The 16,185-nt window shown below is 66.7% G+C and carries 13 protein-coding genes and 1 riboswitch; of the genes, 5 read left to right on the plus strand and 8 right to left on the minus strand.

Features of this window, described 5'->3' with window-relative positions:
- Window positions 1-48: 48 nt before the first annotated feature.
- A complete protein-coding gene (locus tag ACIPXZ_RS05975) occupies window positions 49-615 on the plus strand; it encodes a TetR/AcrR family transcriptional regulator (protein ID WP_400591331.1) in 567 nt (188 codons plus the stop codon).
- Here the strand turns inward: ACIPXZ_RS05975 and ACIPXZ_RS05980 are convergent.
- Both ACIPXZ_RS05980 and ACIPXZ_RS05985 read right to left on the minus strand, forming a co-directional pair.
- Complete coding sequence (locus tag ACIPXZ_RS05980; protein WP_400591333.1) at window positions 609-2,405, minus strand: glycoside hydrolase family 3 protein; 1,797 nt, start codon at window positions 2,403-2,405, stop codon at window positions 609-611. The genes ACIPXZ_RS05975 and ACIPXZ_RS05980 overlap by 7 nt on opposite strands.
- A 92-nt stretch (window positions 2,406-2,497) precedes the next feature.
- A complete protein-coding gene (locus ACIPXZ_RS05985) occupies window positions 2,498-3,223 on the minus strand; it encodes a tyrosine-protein phosphatase (RefSeq protein WP_400591335.1) in 726 nt (241 codons plus the stop codon).
- A 223-nt stretch (window positions 3,224-3,446) separates the two neighbouring features.
- Between ACIPXZ_RS05985 and ACIPXZ_RS05990 the strand changes: the two genes are divergently transcribed.
- Complete coding sequence (locus ACIPXZ_RS05990) at window positions 3,447-4,757, plus strand: MFS transporter (RefSeq protein ID WP_400591337.1); 1,311 nt, start codon at window positions 3,447-3,449, stop codon at window positions 4,755-4,757.
- Window positions 4,758-4,764: 7 nt separating this feature from the next.
- Here ACIPXZ_RS05990 and hrpB read toward each other — a convergent pair whose 3' ends face one another.
- From hrpB to ACIPXZ_RS06020, 6 genes are all read right to left on the minus strand, one after another.
- The gene (hrpB, locus tag ACIPXZ_RS05995) at window positions 4,765-7,389 is read right to left on the minus strand and encodes an ATP-dependent helicase HrpB (protein WP_400591339.1); all 2,625 of its coding nucleotides are present in this window, start codon (window positions 7,387-7,389) and stop codon (window positions 4,765-4,767) included.
- 122 nt (window positions 7,390-7,511) lie between these two features.
- Window positions 7,512-8,027 carry a hypothetical protein gene (locus ACIPXZ_RS06000; protein ID WP_400591341.1) on the minus strand — a complete coding sequence of 172 codons (516 nt, stop codon included), beginning with the start codon at window positions 8,025-8,027 and terminating at the stop codon, window positions 7,512-7,514.
- A gap of 104 nt (window positions 8,028-8,131) precedes the next feature.
- On the minus strand, window positions 8,132-9,652 hold the full coding sequence (locus ACIPXZ_RS06005) for a UDP-N-acetylglucosamine 1-carboxyvinyltransferase (protein WP_400591343.1): 1,521 nt from the start codon (window positions 9,650-9,652) through the stop codon (window positions 8,132-8,134).
- A 146-nt stretch (window positions 9,653-9,798) separates the two neighbouring features.
- On the minus strand, window positions 9,799-10,623 hold the full coding sequence (locus ACIPXZ_RS06010) for an energy-coupling factor transporter transmembrane component T family protein (protein ID WP_400591345.1): 825 nt from the start codon (window positions 10,621-10,623) through the stop codon (window positions 9,799-9,801).
- Window positions 10,620-12,212, minus strand: coding sequence for an ABC transporter ATP-binding protein (locus ACIPXZ_RS06015; RefSeq protein ID WP_400591347.1), 1,593 nt, complete (start codon window positions 12,210-12,212; stop codon window positions 10,620-10,622). Before ACIPXZ_RS06015 ends, ACIPXZ_RS06010 begins: the two co-directional genes overlap by 4 nt.
- 3 nt (window positions 12,213-12,215) lie before the next feature.
- Window positions 12,216-12,830 (minus strand): ECF transporter S component, encoded by a 615-nt coding sequence (locus ACIPXZ_RS06020; RefSeq protein ID WP_400591349.1) that lies wholly within the window; start codon window positions 12,828-12,830, stop codon window positions 12,216-12,218.
- A 43-nt stretch (window positions 12,831-12,873) separates the two neighbouring features.
- Window positions 12,874-12,994: riboswitch (TPP riboswitch) on the minus strand.
- 524 nt (window positions 12,995-13,518) lie between these two features.
- Here ACIPXZ_RS06020 and ACIPXZ_RS06025 point away from each other — a divergent pair.
- The 3 genes from ACIPXZ_RS06025 to ACIPXZ_RS06035 all read left to right on the plus strand — a co-directional run bounded on the left by ACIPXZ_RS06025 (window position 13,519) and on the right by ACIPXZ_RS06035 (window position 15,974).
- Window positions 13,519-14,196, plus strand: a complete 678-nt coding sequence (locus tag ACIPXZ_RS06025; protein WP_400591351.1) for a DsbA family protein — start codon at window positions 13,519-13,521, stop codon at window positions 14,194-14,196.
- 153 nt (window positions 14,197-14,349) lie between these two features.
- On the plus strand, window positions 14,350-14,994 hold the full coding sequence (locus ACIPXZ_RS06030; protein ID WP_400591928.1) for a helix-turn-helix domain-containing protein: 645 nt from the start codon (window positions 14,350-14,352) through the stop codon (window positions 14,992-14,994).
- An 83-nt stretch (window positions 14,995-15,077) separates the two neighbouring features.
- Window positions 15,078-15,974: a hypothetical protein gene (locus ACIPXZ_RS06035; RefSeq protein ID WP_400591353.1), complete on the plus strand. Its 897-nt coding sequence runs from the start codon at window positions 15,078-15,080 to the stop codon at window positions 15,972-15,974.
- Window positions 15,975-16,185 lie beyond the last annotated feature (211 nt).

Here is a 16,185-nt window from a genome sequence, read left to right on the forward strand (position 1 = left end):
ATGCCATCGTCCCCGGTTTCCCGGCGCGGACCGTACCTCAAAGGTGAGATGAGCAAAGAGCAGATCCTCGTGGCTGCCGCGAGTTGCTTTTCCGAACGGGGGTACCGGGGGGCTTCCATCGCCTCCATCGCCGAACGGGCGGGACTCTCCGACGCAGGTCTCCTGCATCATTTCGGATCCAAGGCTGAGCTGTACGAGGCGGTCATCTCCTTACGCGAACGTTCCTATTCCATGGCCGCGAACATTGGGCCTGAGGACAGCTTCCCGACCTTGCTGGAGGCGATCATCGAGGGCATGCGGGTCTCTCTCGAATCCCCCGACCTGCTGCGCTTTCGCGCCGTACTCGGAGGGGAGTCTCTGCTGTCCGGGCATCCCGCGCGCGAACATCTCGAGGATGTGTTCCACCAGAGCGTCGAAAGCATCGCCGACCGGATCCACCGTGACCGCGAGAGCGGTTTGGCAAAGCCGGGCGAAGACCCGAGACAGATCGCCCTGGAACTTCTCGCACTCAATGATGGTCTGCGGGCTCAGTGGGCCTTGGATTCCACCATGCTCGACCTGACTGCCGTCTTCGCCCGAGCGGCACGCGCGTTGTTGCCCCGGGCGGGCTACTGAATCAGCGAATCCTCCGCTGGTCTGACCGTTGGTCCGCGATAGCCGAACGGGAAAACCGGATTCTCGCTCGCCAGAGGCCTGTCCTCCGGCACGCGACACGCCGCGGCGTCGGAACGAGGGATCTCCAAAGGCAATGCCCCCTTGGGAATGATCCTTCCAAGCGCCATGCCGAGCACCAGGTCGTCTCTCACCCCGAAAGAAGCGATGGCGCCTTCGGAGTGCTCGACCAAGGGCCCTATCGCAGCCGCCCTGTCGCAATAGACATCGACGAAGGTCGGAACCTGACGACAGATGTCGGCGACTCGCTCGGCCTCTCCTGTCGGGACATCCAGGGATCCACGATGAAATCCCATCGTCCGGCCTGTCGGATCGACCTCGTAGGGAGCCTGCAGACGTAACACCGCCAGTTCTGCCAGTTCGGGCGCAGACACCGGCACGCCATACTCCTCAACCGTCGATGGGTCGATGCCCTCGGTATACAACCGCAGACCCCTCGGGCGCTGCTTACCAAGCGAATGGAGCGGGACTGCCGCGGCCTCCTGCGCCTGGAGCGCCACGGCCAGATGCTCAGCGGATCCGACGATCTCCTGGGCACGTTCCGGATCAACGAAACGGTTCTCGAAGAGACCAAGCCTGATCTTCAGCTCCAGAACCCTCAGGACCGCAGTGTCGAGGACTTCCGTGGGAAGGTGTCCTTCGCTGACCGCTCGTTCAGCGTTGTCGACGCACGTCTCGCCACCGAGGACGTCGACGCCTGCCTTGAGAAGCATGCTGATCCGCCGGGCGGGGTCCTGCTCGACGATTCCCCAAGACCTGGATGGCAGTGACACCCCATATCCGGGAAGGGTCATCTCTTCGATCAGGCCGTAGTCGCTGACTACCACGCCGCGAAATCCCATGTCGTCACGGAGCAATCCGTTGATCAGCTGGGCGTTGTAAGCGGCCGGGAGTTCCGGAAAGCGGGTTCCGCGAACGATCCCGTAGCTCGGCATCACTGCGGCGGCCCCCTGCAAGACTCCGGCGCGAAAGGGTTGAAGATGCAGATCCAGGGTCTCGTCAGTGAACACGGCATCAGAACCGTTTTCGAAGTGCGGGTCTTCCCCTCCCCGGCCCGTCCCGCCACCCGGAAGGTGCTTGAGCATCGCAGCTACGGAGCCTGAACCAAGACGTTCTCCCTGAAGACCACGCACGTAGGCTTCGACCATCCGCGATGCAAGGTCAGGGTCCGGGCCGAACGTTCCGGAGGTGCGGGCCCAGCGTGGCGCCGTGGAAAGATCTGCCATTGGATGGATGGCCTGAGCGATTCCGACGGCCCGGAACTCCGCTGCGACCATGCGGGCAAAGCGCTCCACGAGCTCGGGATCATTGCTGGCAGCCAAGCCCAGAGGTTCCGGCCCCATGGTGAACAGTCCACCGCTGGTGGCGGTGTTGATGTCGTGAGCTTTTCCGTGGCGAGGATCGGAAGACAGCAGAACGGGGATCCCCAGTCGCGTATCGGCTGCAAGTTCTTGAACCCGATTCGTCCAGAAGCAGAACAATGAAACGCTCGGCGCTCCCTGATTGGGAGACAATCCACCAAGCAGACGATCTTGGAGCAACTCGGTTGTCGGCGGGACCTCAAAAACCGGCGTTTGCTGGCCGGACAGGTCATCCCACGGCACGCCGTCGGAGGAGACCGTGGCACGGGCGGTGAACAACTGGCCGGCCTTTTCACGGAGAGTCATCCGACGCAGCAGGTCAAGGGCCCGTGTTCTGGCACTCAAAATGGGGTCCAGGTAAGGAATGGTCATGGTTGTAAGCTTTCCGATCTTCAGGTCACATCAGCAGTTCGCGGGGATTCACGATCTCAGGGTCCCGGCCCGCGGGGGGCCAGAAGTGGTTCTTAGGCTGAAGCCAGGCGCGATCGAAGAAGGTCCAGGTCGTCTGAGGAGAGGCCATTCGCCAGGAGATATGCGGCAGCCCCGCCATATTCTGCGTCCAGCGTGGTGAGAGCTGAATGCATGGCTGCGGCAGGGCTTCCCGAAACGACCTCGACAATCGCCGGCGACATCACGGGAACCATGCCGGAGACCCGCGAAAGCATCCGCTCCGCCCAGGGACCGGCGAGTTCGGGTTCACTCCGCGCATAGTCCTCCACCACAGATTCGCGCTCCGCACCAGCGAGGAGGAGGAGCATGGCCATCATGAGCCCGGTTCGGTCTTTGCCTGCCGTGCAGTGGATCAGGACGCCACCCTCGGCGTGGGCGACGTCGCTGGCTGCACGGGCGAACGTGTCCCCGTGCGTGCGCAGCAAGGTGCCGTAGAGAGCAGCAAGGCCACCGGACAGGATCGTTTCGAAACTACCGTTCGCCCCGTCGATGGGGTGATCCATTACCTGGAAACCTTCCGCAAAGGGGTGAGGTCCGGCCTTCTCGACGTCTGCACGGAAGTCGATCACGGTACTCAGACCGCGGGCCTGGAGCGCCGCCAGTGCTTCGGGCCCCGAACTTTCGGGCGCTGCGGAACGGAACAGGACTGACCGTTTGATCGCCCGACTGAGGCCGGGATGCTCAGCGGGATCACGGAAATTGGGCAGCTCGGATACGAGTTCGGGTTCGATGGTGCTCACGGGGTCGCCTTTCAAGGAACTGGTGGTGGTCCTGGGAGCCGGTTGTTTCACCGCGCGGCGAGGCTCATGTACGAGTCATCCGGCGGCGGCAACTGGACCGTCATGGTCAATGTAGCCGCCGATTCCCGGATTTACCAAGCGTTCACTAGGTTTTGGGGTTGCCGCCACCTTCGGCAACTTCACTGGTGGATGCACCCCTTCATTCCGTCCCAGTGAGATGACCATGAACCGACTGTCCCCACGCCAGCAGATGCGGCACGCCGCCGTGTTGGCGCTCATCGAGGGCGCCTTGATGGCCACCATCATTGCTCCCCTGGCGATCACCTTCCCCTTGAAGGTCCTGTCCCTTGTCCCGGCATCCGAGAAGGAAGGCGCCATCTCCGCCGTGAGCCTGGCCGGCGCGATCACAGCCCTGGTGTTCTTCCCGATCTGCGGCTATCTCTCCGATCGCACGGTCTCTCGCTGGGGCCGCCGTCGTCCCTGGGTCGTCGGCGGTGCCGCAATCGGCGTCGTCGGCTCGGTGATCGCCCTCAGCTCCGAGAACCTCGCTACGTTGATTCTGAGCGCCATCCTCATTCAGCTGGGCGCCAATGCCGGCCTGGCCAGCGTGAACTCGATGCTTGCCGAGCGCGTCTCTGACGAGCAACGGTCGAAGGCCAGTGGCTGGTTCGGAGGAGCCGGGTTCATGGCACTGATCCCGGCCATGCTGATCACCGGCTCCACCTCACAATTGCCCGTCCTGCAGTTCCTCCTCATTCCGGTCCTCGCCCTGCTACTCGCGACGCTCGGCTGCCGGTGGCTCGGCGAAGCGCCAGCAACACCGGAAACGGCACAGAAGGCCCGCTGGAGCGAGGTGTTCTCGTCCCTGCTGTTCAATCCCAAAAAGCAGCCCCTTTTCGGCTGGCTCTGGATCCAACGGGCCGTCCTTCAGCTGGGCTACATGCTCATGGGTTCCTTCGGCCTTTACTACCTCATCGTCCGGCTTCATCTGGGACCCACCGAGGCGGCATCACTGACCGGATTCTCTTCGATCGCCTCAGCCCTCCTGGGCATGGTTGCGGCAATCGCCTTCGGATACATCGCTGCTCGCATGAAGAGCTACGCCCCACTCGTGATCGCATCAATCACGGCCATGATCGTCGCGATGGGTCTGAAGGCCTTCACTGCAGACATCACAGACTACTGGCTGGCCCTCGTCCTTTCCGGACTGGCCCTGGGCGCCTACTATGCGGTCGATCTGGCCTTGGTGATGCGGGTGATTCCGGCGGGCGAGGAGGGCCGCTACCTTGGCGCGTTCAACGTCGCCAAGACCTTGCCGCAATCCGTGGCTCCTGCACTTGCGCCCTTGCTGTTGCTCATGGGAAACGGCGATCCGATCTCCGGCGGCCAGCAGAACTATGCGGCCGTCTACGTCTTCGGCGGCATCATGGCGGCACTGTCTTTCATCCCGCTCCTCAAACTACGTTCGATCCTCCGACGAGACCCCGCCACCACCGCGCCCCAGATTGCCCCGGCACCAGCGAGCGTCGAATGACCGCCGCCTAGCCACCCATCCTGTTCCGGGTCTTGGCGGTGGCCACCGCGGTCCACGGGTCCTCGGGCCAGGGGTGCTTGGGATAACGTCCACGCATCTCGGCCCGGACCTGCGCGTACGGGCCGGACCAGAAGGATGCCAGATCACCGGTCACCGCGAGAGGACGGCCCGCGGGCGACAGCAGGTGGAACAGCACGGGCACCCGGCCTCCCACCAGCCGCGGCGTCTCAGCCCAGCCGAAACACTCCTGGAGTTTGACGGCGACGACAGGCCGGGCGCCGTCGCCGGCTTCACCCGGAACCAGCGCCGGTTCGGGGTACTCGATCCGGACCCGACGGCCGCTCGGCACCTCGAGCTCCGCAGGCACCAGCTCCTCAAGACGTACGGCCTCCGGCCACGGCAGCAGCCGCCGCAACGGATCCAGCAAGTCGACGCTCCTGAGCGAAGCACCGGACCCCAAGGCTTCGAGCTCCGGGCCGAGCCATTCCGCCGCCCGCTCAAGCAACGCGGCGTCCGACACCTCGGGCCACGGCGCACCCAGTTCGGCATGCAACAGGGCGAGCCGCCGCCTCAGACCATCCGCAGCGGGAGAAAAGGAGAACAGCCCCAGACCGTCCCGGCGGAGGGCGCGGAGCACGGCATCCCGGCCCTCCTCCCGCGAGGGCTTCACCGGCGTATTGGAAAGCACGATGGCACCGAGCCGCCGTACACGACGCGCAGCCAGCCGTCCGCCGTCGAACTCCGCTTCCACCGCGTCGGAGAGCAGCCGCGCCGCCGCATGGCACGCGAATTCCTCGGAGACCGGCGCCGCTGCACGGATCACCGCGCCGGTCCCAGCGGCCTCCCGGCCACCGGTCCGGCTCGCTTCAGCGACCGCCAGCCACGGATGCCCGGCAAGGGAACTGCCGCTCGGCAAAGCGGCCCTGGTCCCCGAAGCGAAGAGGTAGACCTCCCGATCCCCCGGGACCCGGCGGGCCACCTGCGCCGGGAAAGCGAGCGCGACGACGGCGCCCACCTCGCCGCCGGGCCCCGGGGCGGGTGCCTGGTCAGACTCACCCGAAGCATCGAATTCAGCCCCGCTCGCAAGCCGTTCGAAGCGCCGCGCCTCGTCCTGCCATGCCTTGGCCTGCGGTTCGCGGCCGGACCGCAGGCCCCCGAGGAGCCGTACGAGGTCTGCCCCGGAAGCCCGGAATTCGCGGGCCACGAGAGCCACAGCCTCGGCGGAGGCTCTCGGCGTCAGCACCGCGGCGCCCTCCACCAGGGCGCGAGCGAGGCGCGGGTCCGCCGGAATGCCCGCCAGCAGGCGGCCCTCCTCGGTGGGCCTACCGGCGTCGTCCACTGCTCCCAGAGCCCGCAAGGTGTCCACGGCGTCGCGCAGGGCGGCGGACGGGGGCTGATCGGGCAGCGCGAATCCACGGTCTCCGGCCAAGACGGCAGGCAGCGCGCCCCAGCAGGCCAGGATGAGAGCGGCCTCCGTCAGTTCCGTCGCGAGGATCTCCGTGGTCGGTTGAGCAGGGGCCGCGGCAAAACTCCGCTCATCGCAGCAGCGCACCGCACGGCCGGGCCCCTGGCGGGCCGCGCGGCCCGCCCGCTGCTCTGCGCTGGCCCTCGAAGCGGCCACCGTGACGAGACCGCTCATCCCGCGGGCGGCGTCCCGGCGAGGTTCACGGCTGAGACAGGAGTCCACCACCAGGCGGACTCCGGGAACCGTGAGCGAGGATTCCGCCAGTGAAGTCGAAACGATGATGCGAGGCGCGTCGCCGGGACCGCGTCCGGACACGGCCCGTGATTGCTCTGCCGGGCCCACCTGTCCGTGAAGCTCCAGCACCTCCGTGCCAGGGGCCGCCCCACGGATCCTCTCGGCCACGAGCCGCACCTCGCGCGCACCCGGCACGAACACCAGTGCGTCGATGTCCCGGCCCGCGGCCCGGGCGGCACGGTGTTCCGTTGCGGCGACGTCCGCGACATGGTCGAGGAAGCCCCGGGTCACCCCGCGTTCGTCCAGACGCTGAACCGGTGTAGGGGCCCACGCGAGTTCCAGAGGATGCAGAGCGGACGGACAGTCCACCACGGGCACAGGGCCGTCGTCTCCACCGAGCAGGGTGGCGAAACGCGCAGCGTCCAAGGTGGCGGACATGGCAACCACCAGCAGATCATCACGGAGCTGGCGTAGTTCGCCGAGCATGGCGAAGAGCAGGTCACTGTCCAGCGCGCGTTCGTGAACCTCGTCGAGGATCACGGCATCCACCCCTGCGAGTTCCGGGTCCGCCAGCATCCGGCGCAGCAGGATGCCCGGCGTCACGAACTCCACCACCGCATCCCGGCTCAGGCGGCGTTCACCCCGGACCGTGAACCCGGCCTTGTCCCCGAGCGGGGAACCGTCCAGGCTCGCCAGGCGTCCGGCCGCGGCCCGTGCCGCCACTCGTCGGGGCTGGGTGACGACGACGCGCGGCCGCCCGCCCGGGTTCCGCACTGCGGCGAGTTCGGCGACCAGCGGGGGAACCAGAGTGGTCTTGCCGGTGCCCGGTGGGGCCTGTACGACGGCGGCGGAACCGGCGTCGAGCACGTCCCGCAACTGCGGCAAGGCGACGGCGAACGGCAAACCGGCACCGATCACCTCAAGATCGAACATCCTCACCCCTTAAACATCTCCCGCGAGAAGTCAGTTAAGCCGAGAAGTCAGTTAAGCACAGTCCGGCGTCCTCGCACTGTGCTTAACTGACTTCTCGCGGAGAGAGAGGCGGGAGTCCGGAACTACGACGACGGCGCGGGCCCGGGATCCGCCGGCGGGACCTGCGAGATCCGGACCACCCAGGCGCCGGGGCTGCTGACGGTAGCGGTCAGGCTCCGGGACGACTGGACAGTGAGAGTGCTGCGCATTCCGTCACCCACGACCCCGCAGTCCATACTTGCGCCGGAGCCATCCGAGAGCTTCACGGTTCCAATGCCTTTGCCGCGACACTGGAAATCGATGGCCAGGTACCCCGTACCCGTGGAGAACGGGCCCAGCGTGGCCCCGCCCGGGCTCGCGGAACGCCCTAACGCCAGCTCCTTCTCCGCGGGTGCAGACTGCCCCAGCGTGAGCTCGGAGGACGGCGCCGTGGTCTCCTGTCCCGGCACGACCCCGGGCACGGCGCTCGACGCACTACTCGTCTCCGGAGCGGCCGTCGCACCCCCGGTGCAGGCACTCAAGGCCAGGACCGCCAGGCCCAGAGCCATCAGCATTGGCGCGCAAGCCGCCGTCGTCCGCAAACCGTTCGTCTCTTTCACCCGCGCCTCCCCAAGCCGGATCCCGCTGCCCGGGACGTGAGGCGAAGATATCCGAGGCGCAAACGCCCGGTCAATGCCCCCGAAGGGGACGGCAGGACGCCGGGTCAGTCCTCGAAGTACTCGATCCGGGCGCCGATGGAGTTCAGCCGCTCGGCCAGGTCCTCGTAACCGCGCTCGATCACATAGATGTTGCGCAGGGTGGACGTGCCGCGAGCCGCCAGCATCGCCAGGAGGATGCACGCGGCGGGACGCAGGGCCGGCGGGCAGCCGATCTCCGCGGCACGCCACTTGGTGGGCCCGTTGACGTAGAGCCGGTGCGGATCCAGGAGCTGGATGTTGGCGCCGAGCCGGTTGAGCTCGGTCAAGTAGATGGCACGGTTCTCATAGACCCAGTCGTGGATCATGGTCTGACCCTCGGCATTGGCCGCGATGACCGCGAAGAACGGCAGATTGTCGATGTTCATGCCGGGGAACGGCATGGGGTGGATCTTGTCCACCGAGGCGTGCAGGGTGCTCGGCTTGGTGGTGACATCCACCAGTCGGGTGTGGCCGTTTCGGGCCGTGTACTCGCCGGAGATCTCCAGCTCCTGCCCCATGTGCTGCAGGAAGGCCAGCTCGATCTCCATGAACTCCATGGGCACGCGGCGCACGGTGACCTCGGAGTTCGTCACGATGCCCGCGGTGATGAGGCTCATCGCCTCGATGGGGTCCTCGGACGGGTAGTACTCGATGTCCACGTTGATGTGGCTGAGTCCCGTAATGCGCAAGGTGGTGGTTCCGATGCCGTCGATGCTCACACCGAGCATCTGCAGGTAGAAGCAGAGGTCCTGCACCATGTAGTTGGGGCTGGCGTTGCGGATCACGGTGGTGCCGGTGCGGTGCGCAGCGGCCATGATGGCGTTCTCCGTGACCGTGTCGCCGCGCTCGGTGAGAACGAAGCTGCGGTCCTTGCTGTCCGCCTCGGGGGCCTGAACCGTGTAGAAACCGGACTTGGCCTCCACTTCGAGCCCGAACTGACGCAGCGCCTGCATGTGCGGTTCGACGGTGCGGGTGCCCAGGTCACAACCGCCGGCGTACGGGAGCTGGTACTCGTCGCGCTCGTTCAGGAGCGGGCCGAGGAGCATGATGACACTGCGCGTGCGGCGTGCGGCATCGACGTCCATGGCGTCCAGGTCCAGCGACTCGGGGCGGCGGATGCGCAGATCGTTCTCGTTCAGCCACGTGCACTCGACGCCGATGCTCGCCAGAACCTCGACGATCCTGTTGACCTCCTCGATGCGCGCCAGACGGCGCAGCGTGGTGGTGCCGCGGTTGATGAGGCTGGCGAGCAGGAGCGCGACGCCGGCGTTCTTGCTGCTGTTGACGTCGACGGCGCCGCTGAGCTTGTGACCGCCCTCCACCTTCAGATGGGTCACGCGAGGCCGCGCGGGGGTGACGAGAGTGGCTTCGAAAAGATCCTCGAGCCGCCGGATCATGCGCAGGCTCAGGTTCTGCTTGCCGGTCTCCATGCGGGCCACGGCGCTCTGGCTGGTTCCCAGCTCCTCCGCCAGCTTGCCCTGCGTCCAGCCTTTGTCGCTCCGGGCGTCGCGGAGCCAGGAGGCCAGATGATCCATCGTCTCAGTCATGCGCACGAATATATCAGATGTGAGCTACTTTCCCGCAAGCACCGCCGAACGGGCGGCATTTTTGGGATACCCAAGTCGATTCGTGCGATATTTTTCGGTTTTCGCGTCACGATCCCGAGCCTCGCCCCACGGTGGCCCTGCCGAACTCAATAGACGACATTCCACGCGCCCACGACGATGGACACCCCCACCGACGCCACGGCCACGACAAGCGCACCCACCAGCACCCAAAGGTCGTCACGGGAGAGCCTGGACGGACGCGCCCAGCTACGCGGTCCCGCCCCGAACCCCCGCGCCTCCATGGTCACGGCCAGCCGCGAAGCCCTGCGGATGGACTGCACCAGCAGACCGAAACTCTGTCCCAGCTTCGCCCCCGCCGCGGAGAAGACGTTTCCTCCCGAACCCACGCCGCGAGCGCGCCGGGCCATGCCGAGGGTCTGCCATTCCTCCACCATGAGTCCCACCAGACGCAGGGCCGCGAGCGTGCCGAGCACGAAGCGATGCGGCAATCGAGCCAGCTGAGCCAGGGAATCGGCCAGCTCGGTCGGCTCGGTGCACGCCATCATGATCACCGCGGGCAAGGCGATCGCCAGCCCGCGCAAAGCGAAACCGACGCCCAGAAGCAGCGAGTGCTCCCCCACGCTCCAGATCGCGAACTGGAACAGGAGCGGACCCTTGTCCGGCGCAAGCAGGGCGGTGCTCCAGCCGCCCAGCAGCGCCGCACCGATCAGAGGCCACGCCCGCAACCACAACCGTCGCAGCGAAAGCCCCGCCAAAGGCAGCACCAGCACTTCACACACGACGGCGATCCCCGCCGAGAGCCAGTCGATGGACCAGATCAGGGCAAGGGTGATGATCACCAGCGCACCGAGTTTGGACAGCGGATTGACTCGTCCGAGGAACGGCTGAGCCCTCCGCGCGGCGGCGTAAGGGTCGACATCGGCCACGGGAAGGACCGGAAGAGCGCTCATGCGTCCCCTCCCGACATCCGGCCACTGGCCGGAACCGCGGCCGCAGGGCCCTCCGTCGCGTGGCCGGCACCACCGAGCACCAGCTCCGTGGCCCCGAGTGCCCGGGTGAAGTCGGCGTCGTGCGTGACGGAAAGCAACCCGACGCCGTCGGCGAGCAACTCCAGCAGCAAAGAGCCGAGTTCCGCCCAGGTGTTGGCGTCCTGACCGAACGTCGGTTCGTCCAGCACCAACAGCCTCGGATGAGCGGCCAGCACGGTCGCGACCGACAGCCGTCGCTTCTCTCCGCCGGAGAGCGTATAAGGATTGGCCTCCACCAGGGATTCCAGCCGCAGACGCTGCAGCAGCTCGTCCACTCGATCCTCACCTCGGCCCAGCTGACGCGGTCCGAAGCGCAGTTCGTCCAGGACGGTTCCGGTCACGAATTGATGTTCCGGTTCCTGGAAGACGGTGCCGATCCTCGTGATCAGTTCCTTCGCCTTCCAGCGGTGCGGCTCGGGGTGCCGGGGTTCGGATCCTCCCGCGGTCATCAAGAGTTCAGAGGCGACGACGGCGCCCCGCACCGGCGGCAGCAGGCCCGCCAGGGTGAGGGCCAGGGTCGACTTCCCGGCGCCGTTGGGGCCGGTGACCGAGAGTGCGTGTCCGGCTTTCAGCTTCAGGCCGACGTCGCTCAGGACAGGTTCCGTGGCCTTCGCGCCGAGTCCCCGGCGAGCGCGGACGGCACGGCTCACGGCGAGTTCGCGCGCCCGGAGGAGCACTGCGCCGCCGGATCCGCGGGAACCCGTTTCCCGGGTCGGACCGCTCAGCACGGGCACCCGACCCGGAATCCAGACGCCCTGCGCGGCCAGGGCCTCGCCCTGCGCGTCCAGCACCGCCCCGGGCGCACCGGACGCAAGCACGCCGGACGGCCCGGAACCGTCGGCCCCCAGCACCACCACGCGGTCCACGGCGTCCTTCCAGACGTCCACCCGGTGCTCCACCACCACCAGCGTCGCCCCCGAGCCGGCGACAGCACGGATCACGGCATCACGGACCTCCAGCACGCCGTCCGGGTCCAGATTCGCGGTGGGCTCGTCCAGCAGTACCAGGCCCGGCCGCATGGCCAGCACCCCGGCCAGAGCCAGACGCTGCTTCTGACCACCCGACAGCGCATGCGTCGGGTGATCCAGCGGCAAGTGCCCCAGCCCGACGTCGTCGAGCGCTCTGCGGACCCGGCCCCAGATCTCGGAGGGCGGCACGGCCAGATTCTCGGCGCCGAAGGCGACATCGTCGCCCACCCGGCCGAGCACCACCTGAGTCTCGGGGTCCTGCTGCACCAGCCCGGCCCGGCCGCGTGCCGCGCGAGGGGACGCGCCGTCGATCAGCAGAGTGCCGCTCTCGTCGGCTCCGTCATCCTCGGTGGAGCCGAGCACACCCGCCAGGGCATGCAGCAGCGTCGACTTGCCGGCCCCGGACGGACCGAGCAACAGGACCTTTTCGCCCGGTTCGAGGTCGAGGTCGAGGCCGGCGACGGCGGCGCGGTCACGCCCGCCGTGCCGCCAGCCCCAGCCCCGGGCGGTGACCCGGGCCGGATGGACCGAGGTGGAGGCCATGGCTCAGCCGAAGACCGGTTCGGACCCGGCCCGGCGGGACGCGAAAGCCGACAGTGCACCGGTCTTCGCCAGGCCTCGGGTGGCCAGCCACCCGAGCAGCCCACCGATCACGGCGCCGGAAATCACACAGAACAGGAGGTACACGGCCTGGGATCCGCCGTCCCAGGTGATGTTCCAGCCCCAGGGAAGGAAGTTGTCATTGATGGCGCATCCGAGACCCGCCACCGCGCCCGAGAACAGGGCCACCGGGAGGTTGAACTTCCGGTACAGGAAGATCGCCAGGACGATCTCCGCGCCCAGGCCCTGGATGGCTCCGGAGGCCACTACCGTCAGGCCGTACTGTGAACCCATCACGAGTTCCGAGCAGGCCGCGATGACCTCCACCAGCAGAGCGGCGCCCGGCTTGCGGATGATGAGGCCGGCGAGGACGCCCGGCAGCAGCCAGCCTCCGACGTAGAGCCCGGAGAGGGGCGGGAACGCGGTGGTCAGCGGGCTGATCAGATTGGCACCCTGATCCCAGGCCCAGAAGATCACACCGCCGGCGACGGCGATCAGTGCCGCCACCACGATGTCCACCACGCGCCAGCTGCGGCGCGTCGCGATTGTCTGTGTGGTCATGTCATCCTCCTGGGATTGCAGGAGGGGAGGTGCCGGATGGCACGTTCTGAGATGCTCGACTCCCTATCGCCGGTACTAACCGGATCAGGTTCGAGGGTCTGCGGTTGATCCGCACTCTCAGCGCCCACGCACCTCTCGGTGGCGGCGCTCCCCTGTCGTTTCTGGTGGACCACAGTTTATACCCGCCCGACGACGGTGTTGCGGTCCCGCTGTCACATTGGGAGCGTTGCCCCTAGGTGACGGCCGACCGACGCTGTTGCTCCCCCTGCCGAGCTCGCTGATTCCGGACCACGCCCCTGCCGAGCCCGCTAGTTAAGGGTCAAATCGCTCACACAACACGCGATCTCGCGCCGAACTAGCGAGATCGGCGGAACACAGCGCTGCATTAGACCGAGCCCGCTAGTCGGGGACTGCCCCTGGCTGAGCCCGCTAGACAGAACACCTCACCTCACGAACTCGCTAGTTATGGGTCAAACCGCTCACAAGATACGCGATCTCGCACCGAACTCGCGAGGTCGGCCGAACACGGTGCGTGGTTGACGTGGGCCCGGTCCACCGCCCGCGCCCAGGCCTCTGTTGCCCTCCTCACGAAACTTGGCCTCCTTCCGGACCGCTGGTTAGGCTCGCAGCCAAGTTCAGAACGAGCACGGGGAGTACGATGGCGCGCCGATCGCGAGCAGGATTGACCATGAAAAGCCTGGCGGGGGTCCTGGCCCTGAGCGCCTCGGCGACATTGCTGGGAGCCTGCGGCGCGCCGTCGTCCGCGACCTCGACGCCGAGCCCCAGCGCCCCGGCGAGCACTCCCGAGGCCCCGTCCGCAGCCCTGCTGGCCAAACTCGCCCCGCAGAATGCACGAACGCTGAGCAACCCTGCCAGTCCCAAAGCGACACTGGTCCTCTTCACCGACTACCAGTGCCCCTACTGCGCCAAGATGGATGCGCTCATGACCCGCGCCGTGAAGGAGTACGGCTCGCAGGTCAAGATCGTGGTGCGCAACTTCCCCCTGCCCATGCACCAGAACGCGCCGCTCGCCGCCAAAGCCGTGGAAGCCGCCGCGGAACAGGGCGCCCAGGCCCGGATGGCGGACGCCCTGTTCACGCACCAGTCGGAGTGGGCGAAGTCGGCTTCGGGCCAGGCGGAGGCCTTCACCTCCTACGCTCGCACTCTGGGCCTCGACATGGAACGTTTCACCAAGGACTTCACCTCGGCCGCGGTCGCGCAGCGGGTCCAGCGGGATCTCGACGACGCCACGGAGCTCGGCCTCCGCGGAACGCCGACCCTGGTGCTCGACGGGAGGCTCCTCGAAGTCGACTCCAGCAGCTACGACACGTTGAAGCTCCCCCTGGATTCCGTCCTCAAAAGCTGACGACCGCGGCTTCAGGGTCGCCCGATCAGTCCCCCAGCAAGGGCCTGCACCTGCCTCGATCGTGCTCTGTGGCACTAGTCTGTTACTCAGAAGGGACGGGCCGCAGACGTGACGGAATACACGAGTTGGCACAGCGAGCGAACCGGGACGCTGATGTGGCGGGTGCAAGCATCCGCCACTCAGCAGAGCGTCCTTCCAGATGGCGTCATGGACATCATGTGGTTCCAGAACCGCCTGGTGTTCGCCGGACCTGGCACGCGTGCCATGACCGTCTCCACATCACCCGGTGAGGTTACCGTCGGGCTCCGGCTTCCTCCGGGCGTGGCCCACACCCTGCTCCAGGTGTCCGCGCAAGAACTGGTTGACCTGAACGTCGATCTTCAGGCCGTGACCCCGCACGCGGCGGCTCTGGAACGCCGATTCGACGGCGATCCCGGCAAGCTATTGGAGCAAGTCCTGGCAGAGTTATGGCGACGGGCGGAACCTGACCACGGGCTCCTCTCGCTTGCAGCTTCGCTCGATCATTCAGCACACCAGGGGAAGCGTTTGGCAGAGATAGCCTGCGCCCACAACATGTCCGAACGGTCATTGCGCCGGATCCATGACCGCCTTTTCGGCTACGGCCCGAATAGTCTTCTGCAGATCCACCGCTTTCAGAAGGCCCTCCAACTCGTCCAGGATGGCTTGGCACTGGGAGACGCGGCTGCTTCCGCCGGGTATTTCGACCAGGCTCACTTCACGCGAGACGCGAAGAAACTGTCCGGACGAACGCCTGCGCGGCTCGCAGCCGGTCTTTGACCACGCAGTCCGTGGCTGCACCGCAGACGCGTTCTGGCCGATTCGTCCAATCATGAGTCCTCCGGACGAACCATGCTCGAAGCATGAGCATTGATATTGACCGCGCCCACGCTTTCATGACATCCCACGCACGACTGCTGGATCGCCACCGTTTTGACCTCGCCCTGAACATCGGAGAGGCGGAGCGGTCGAGGAACGGCATCATCAACAGCCTCGAAGCGTATCGAAACAGCGACGGCGGCTTCGGCTGGGGACTGGAGCCCGACCTCCGGGCGCCGGAAAGCCAGCCAGGCGGAGCACAGCATGCTTGGGAGGCCATCGCTGATACCGGCATCGCCGCACCCGAGACGTCCGGCCCCTTGTTGGAATGGCTTGAGAAGGTCGCGCTCCCGGACGGCGGTCTCCCTTTCGCCCTGCCGATTGAAGATCCGACCGCATGCGCACCTTTCTGGGTCCAGGCCGATTCGGGCAAGTCGTCGCTGCAGATCACCGCAGGCATCACCACCCACGCTCTCCGCTCGGCCCGGGTCGATGAATCGATCCTGTCGCATCCGTGGTTGAAGGGCTCGGTGGCATACTGCTTCAACGCGATCGCCGCCATCACCGAGGCACCGTTCGCGTACGTTCTGTCTGCGGCCCTCCAATTCCTGGACGCCGCCTCCGACACCCATCCACAAGCGCAAGCCCTGCTGACCGAGCTGTTCCGCTTCGTACCTCACACGGGTGCCCTTCCCGTGCTCGGCGGTGCTGACGGCGAAAGTCTCCATCTCCTGGACTATGCTCCGGAACCGGGCCGCCCGATCCGTGCGCTGCTCGGACCCGATGCGGTGGAGGCGGACCTCGATCGCGCCCAGTCGGCACAGGACGCCGACGGCGGCTGGTCTGCCGACTTCCCGAGCTACTCCGACGCTGCGGCCATGGAATGGCGTGGCTACCTCACGATACGTACGGCCTCATTGTTGAAGCTCAATGGGCGCTAGCCGAGGAAGCCCGAGACCGTCCGGAAGCGGTCTTTTCAGCAAGGTCCGTGGGGAAACGACTGGACCTGGCGAGCCGAACCCCTCCGGGGCGGCGAGCCGATGCATGGCACATGAGCGGTGAACGTCCACGGTATTTTGAGCCAGCGTTCAGACTCCGGTCGTAGCGTGGACATCGTCTCCAGAGAGAGATGTGCGAGTGAGTGAATCATGG

It is taken from the genome of Arthrobacter sp. NPDC090010, from assembly GCF_044748305.1.
Lineage (GTDB): Bacteria > Actinomycetota > Actinomycetes > Actinomycetales > Micrococcaceae > Arthrobacter_E.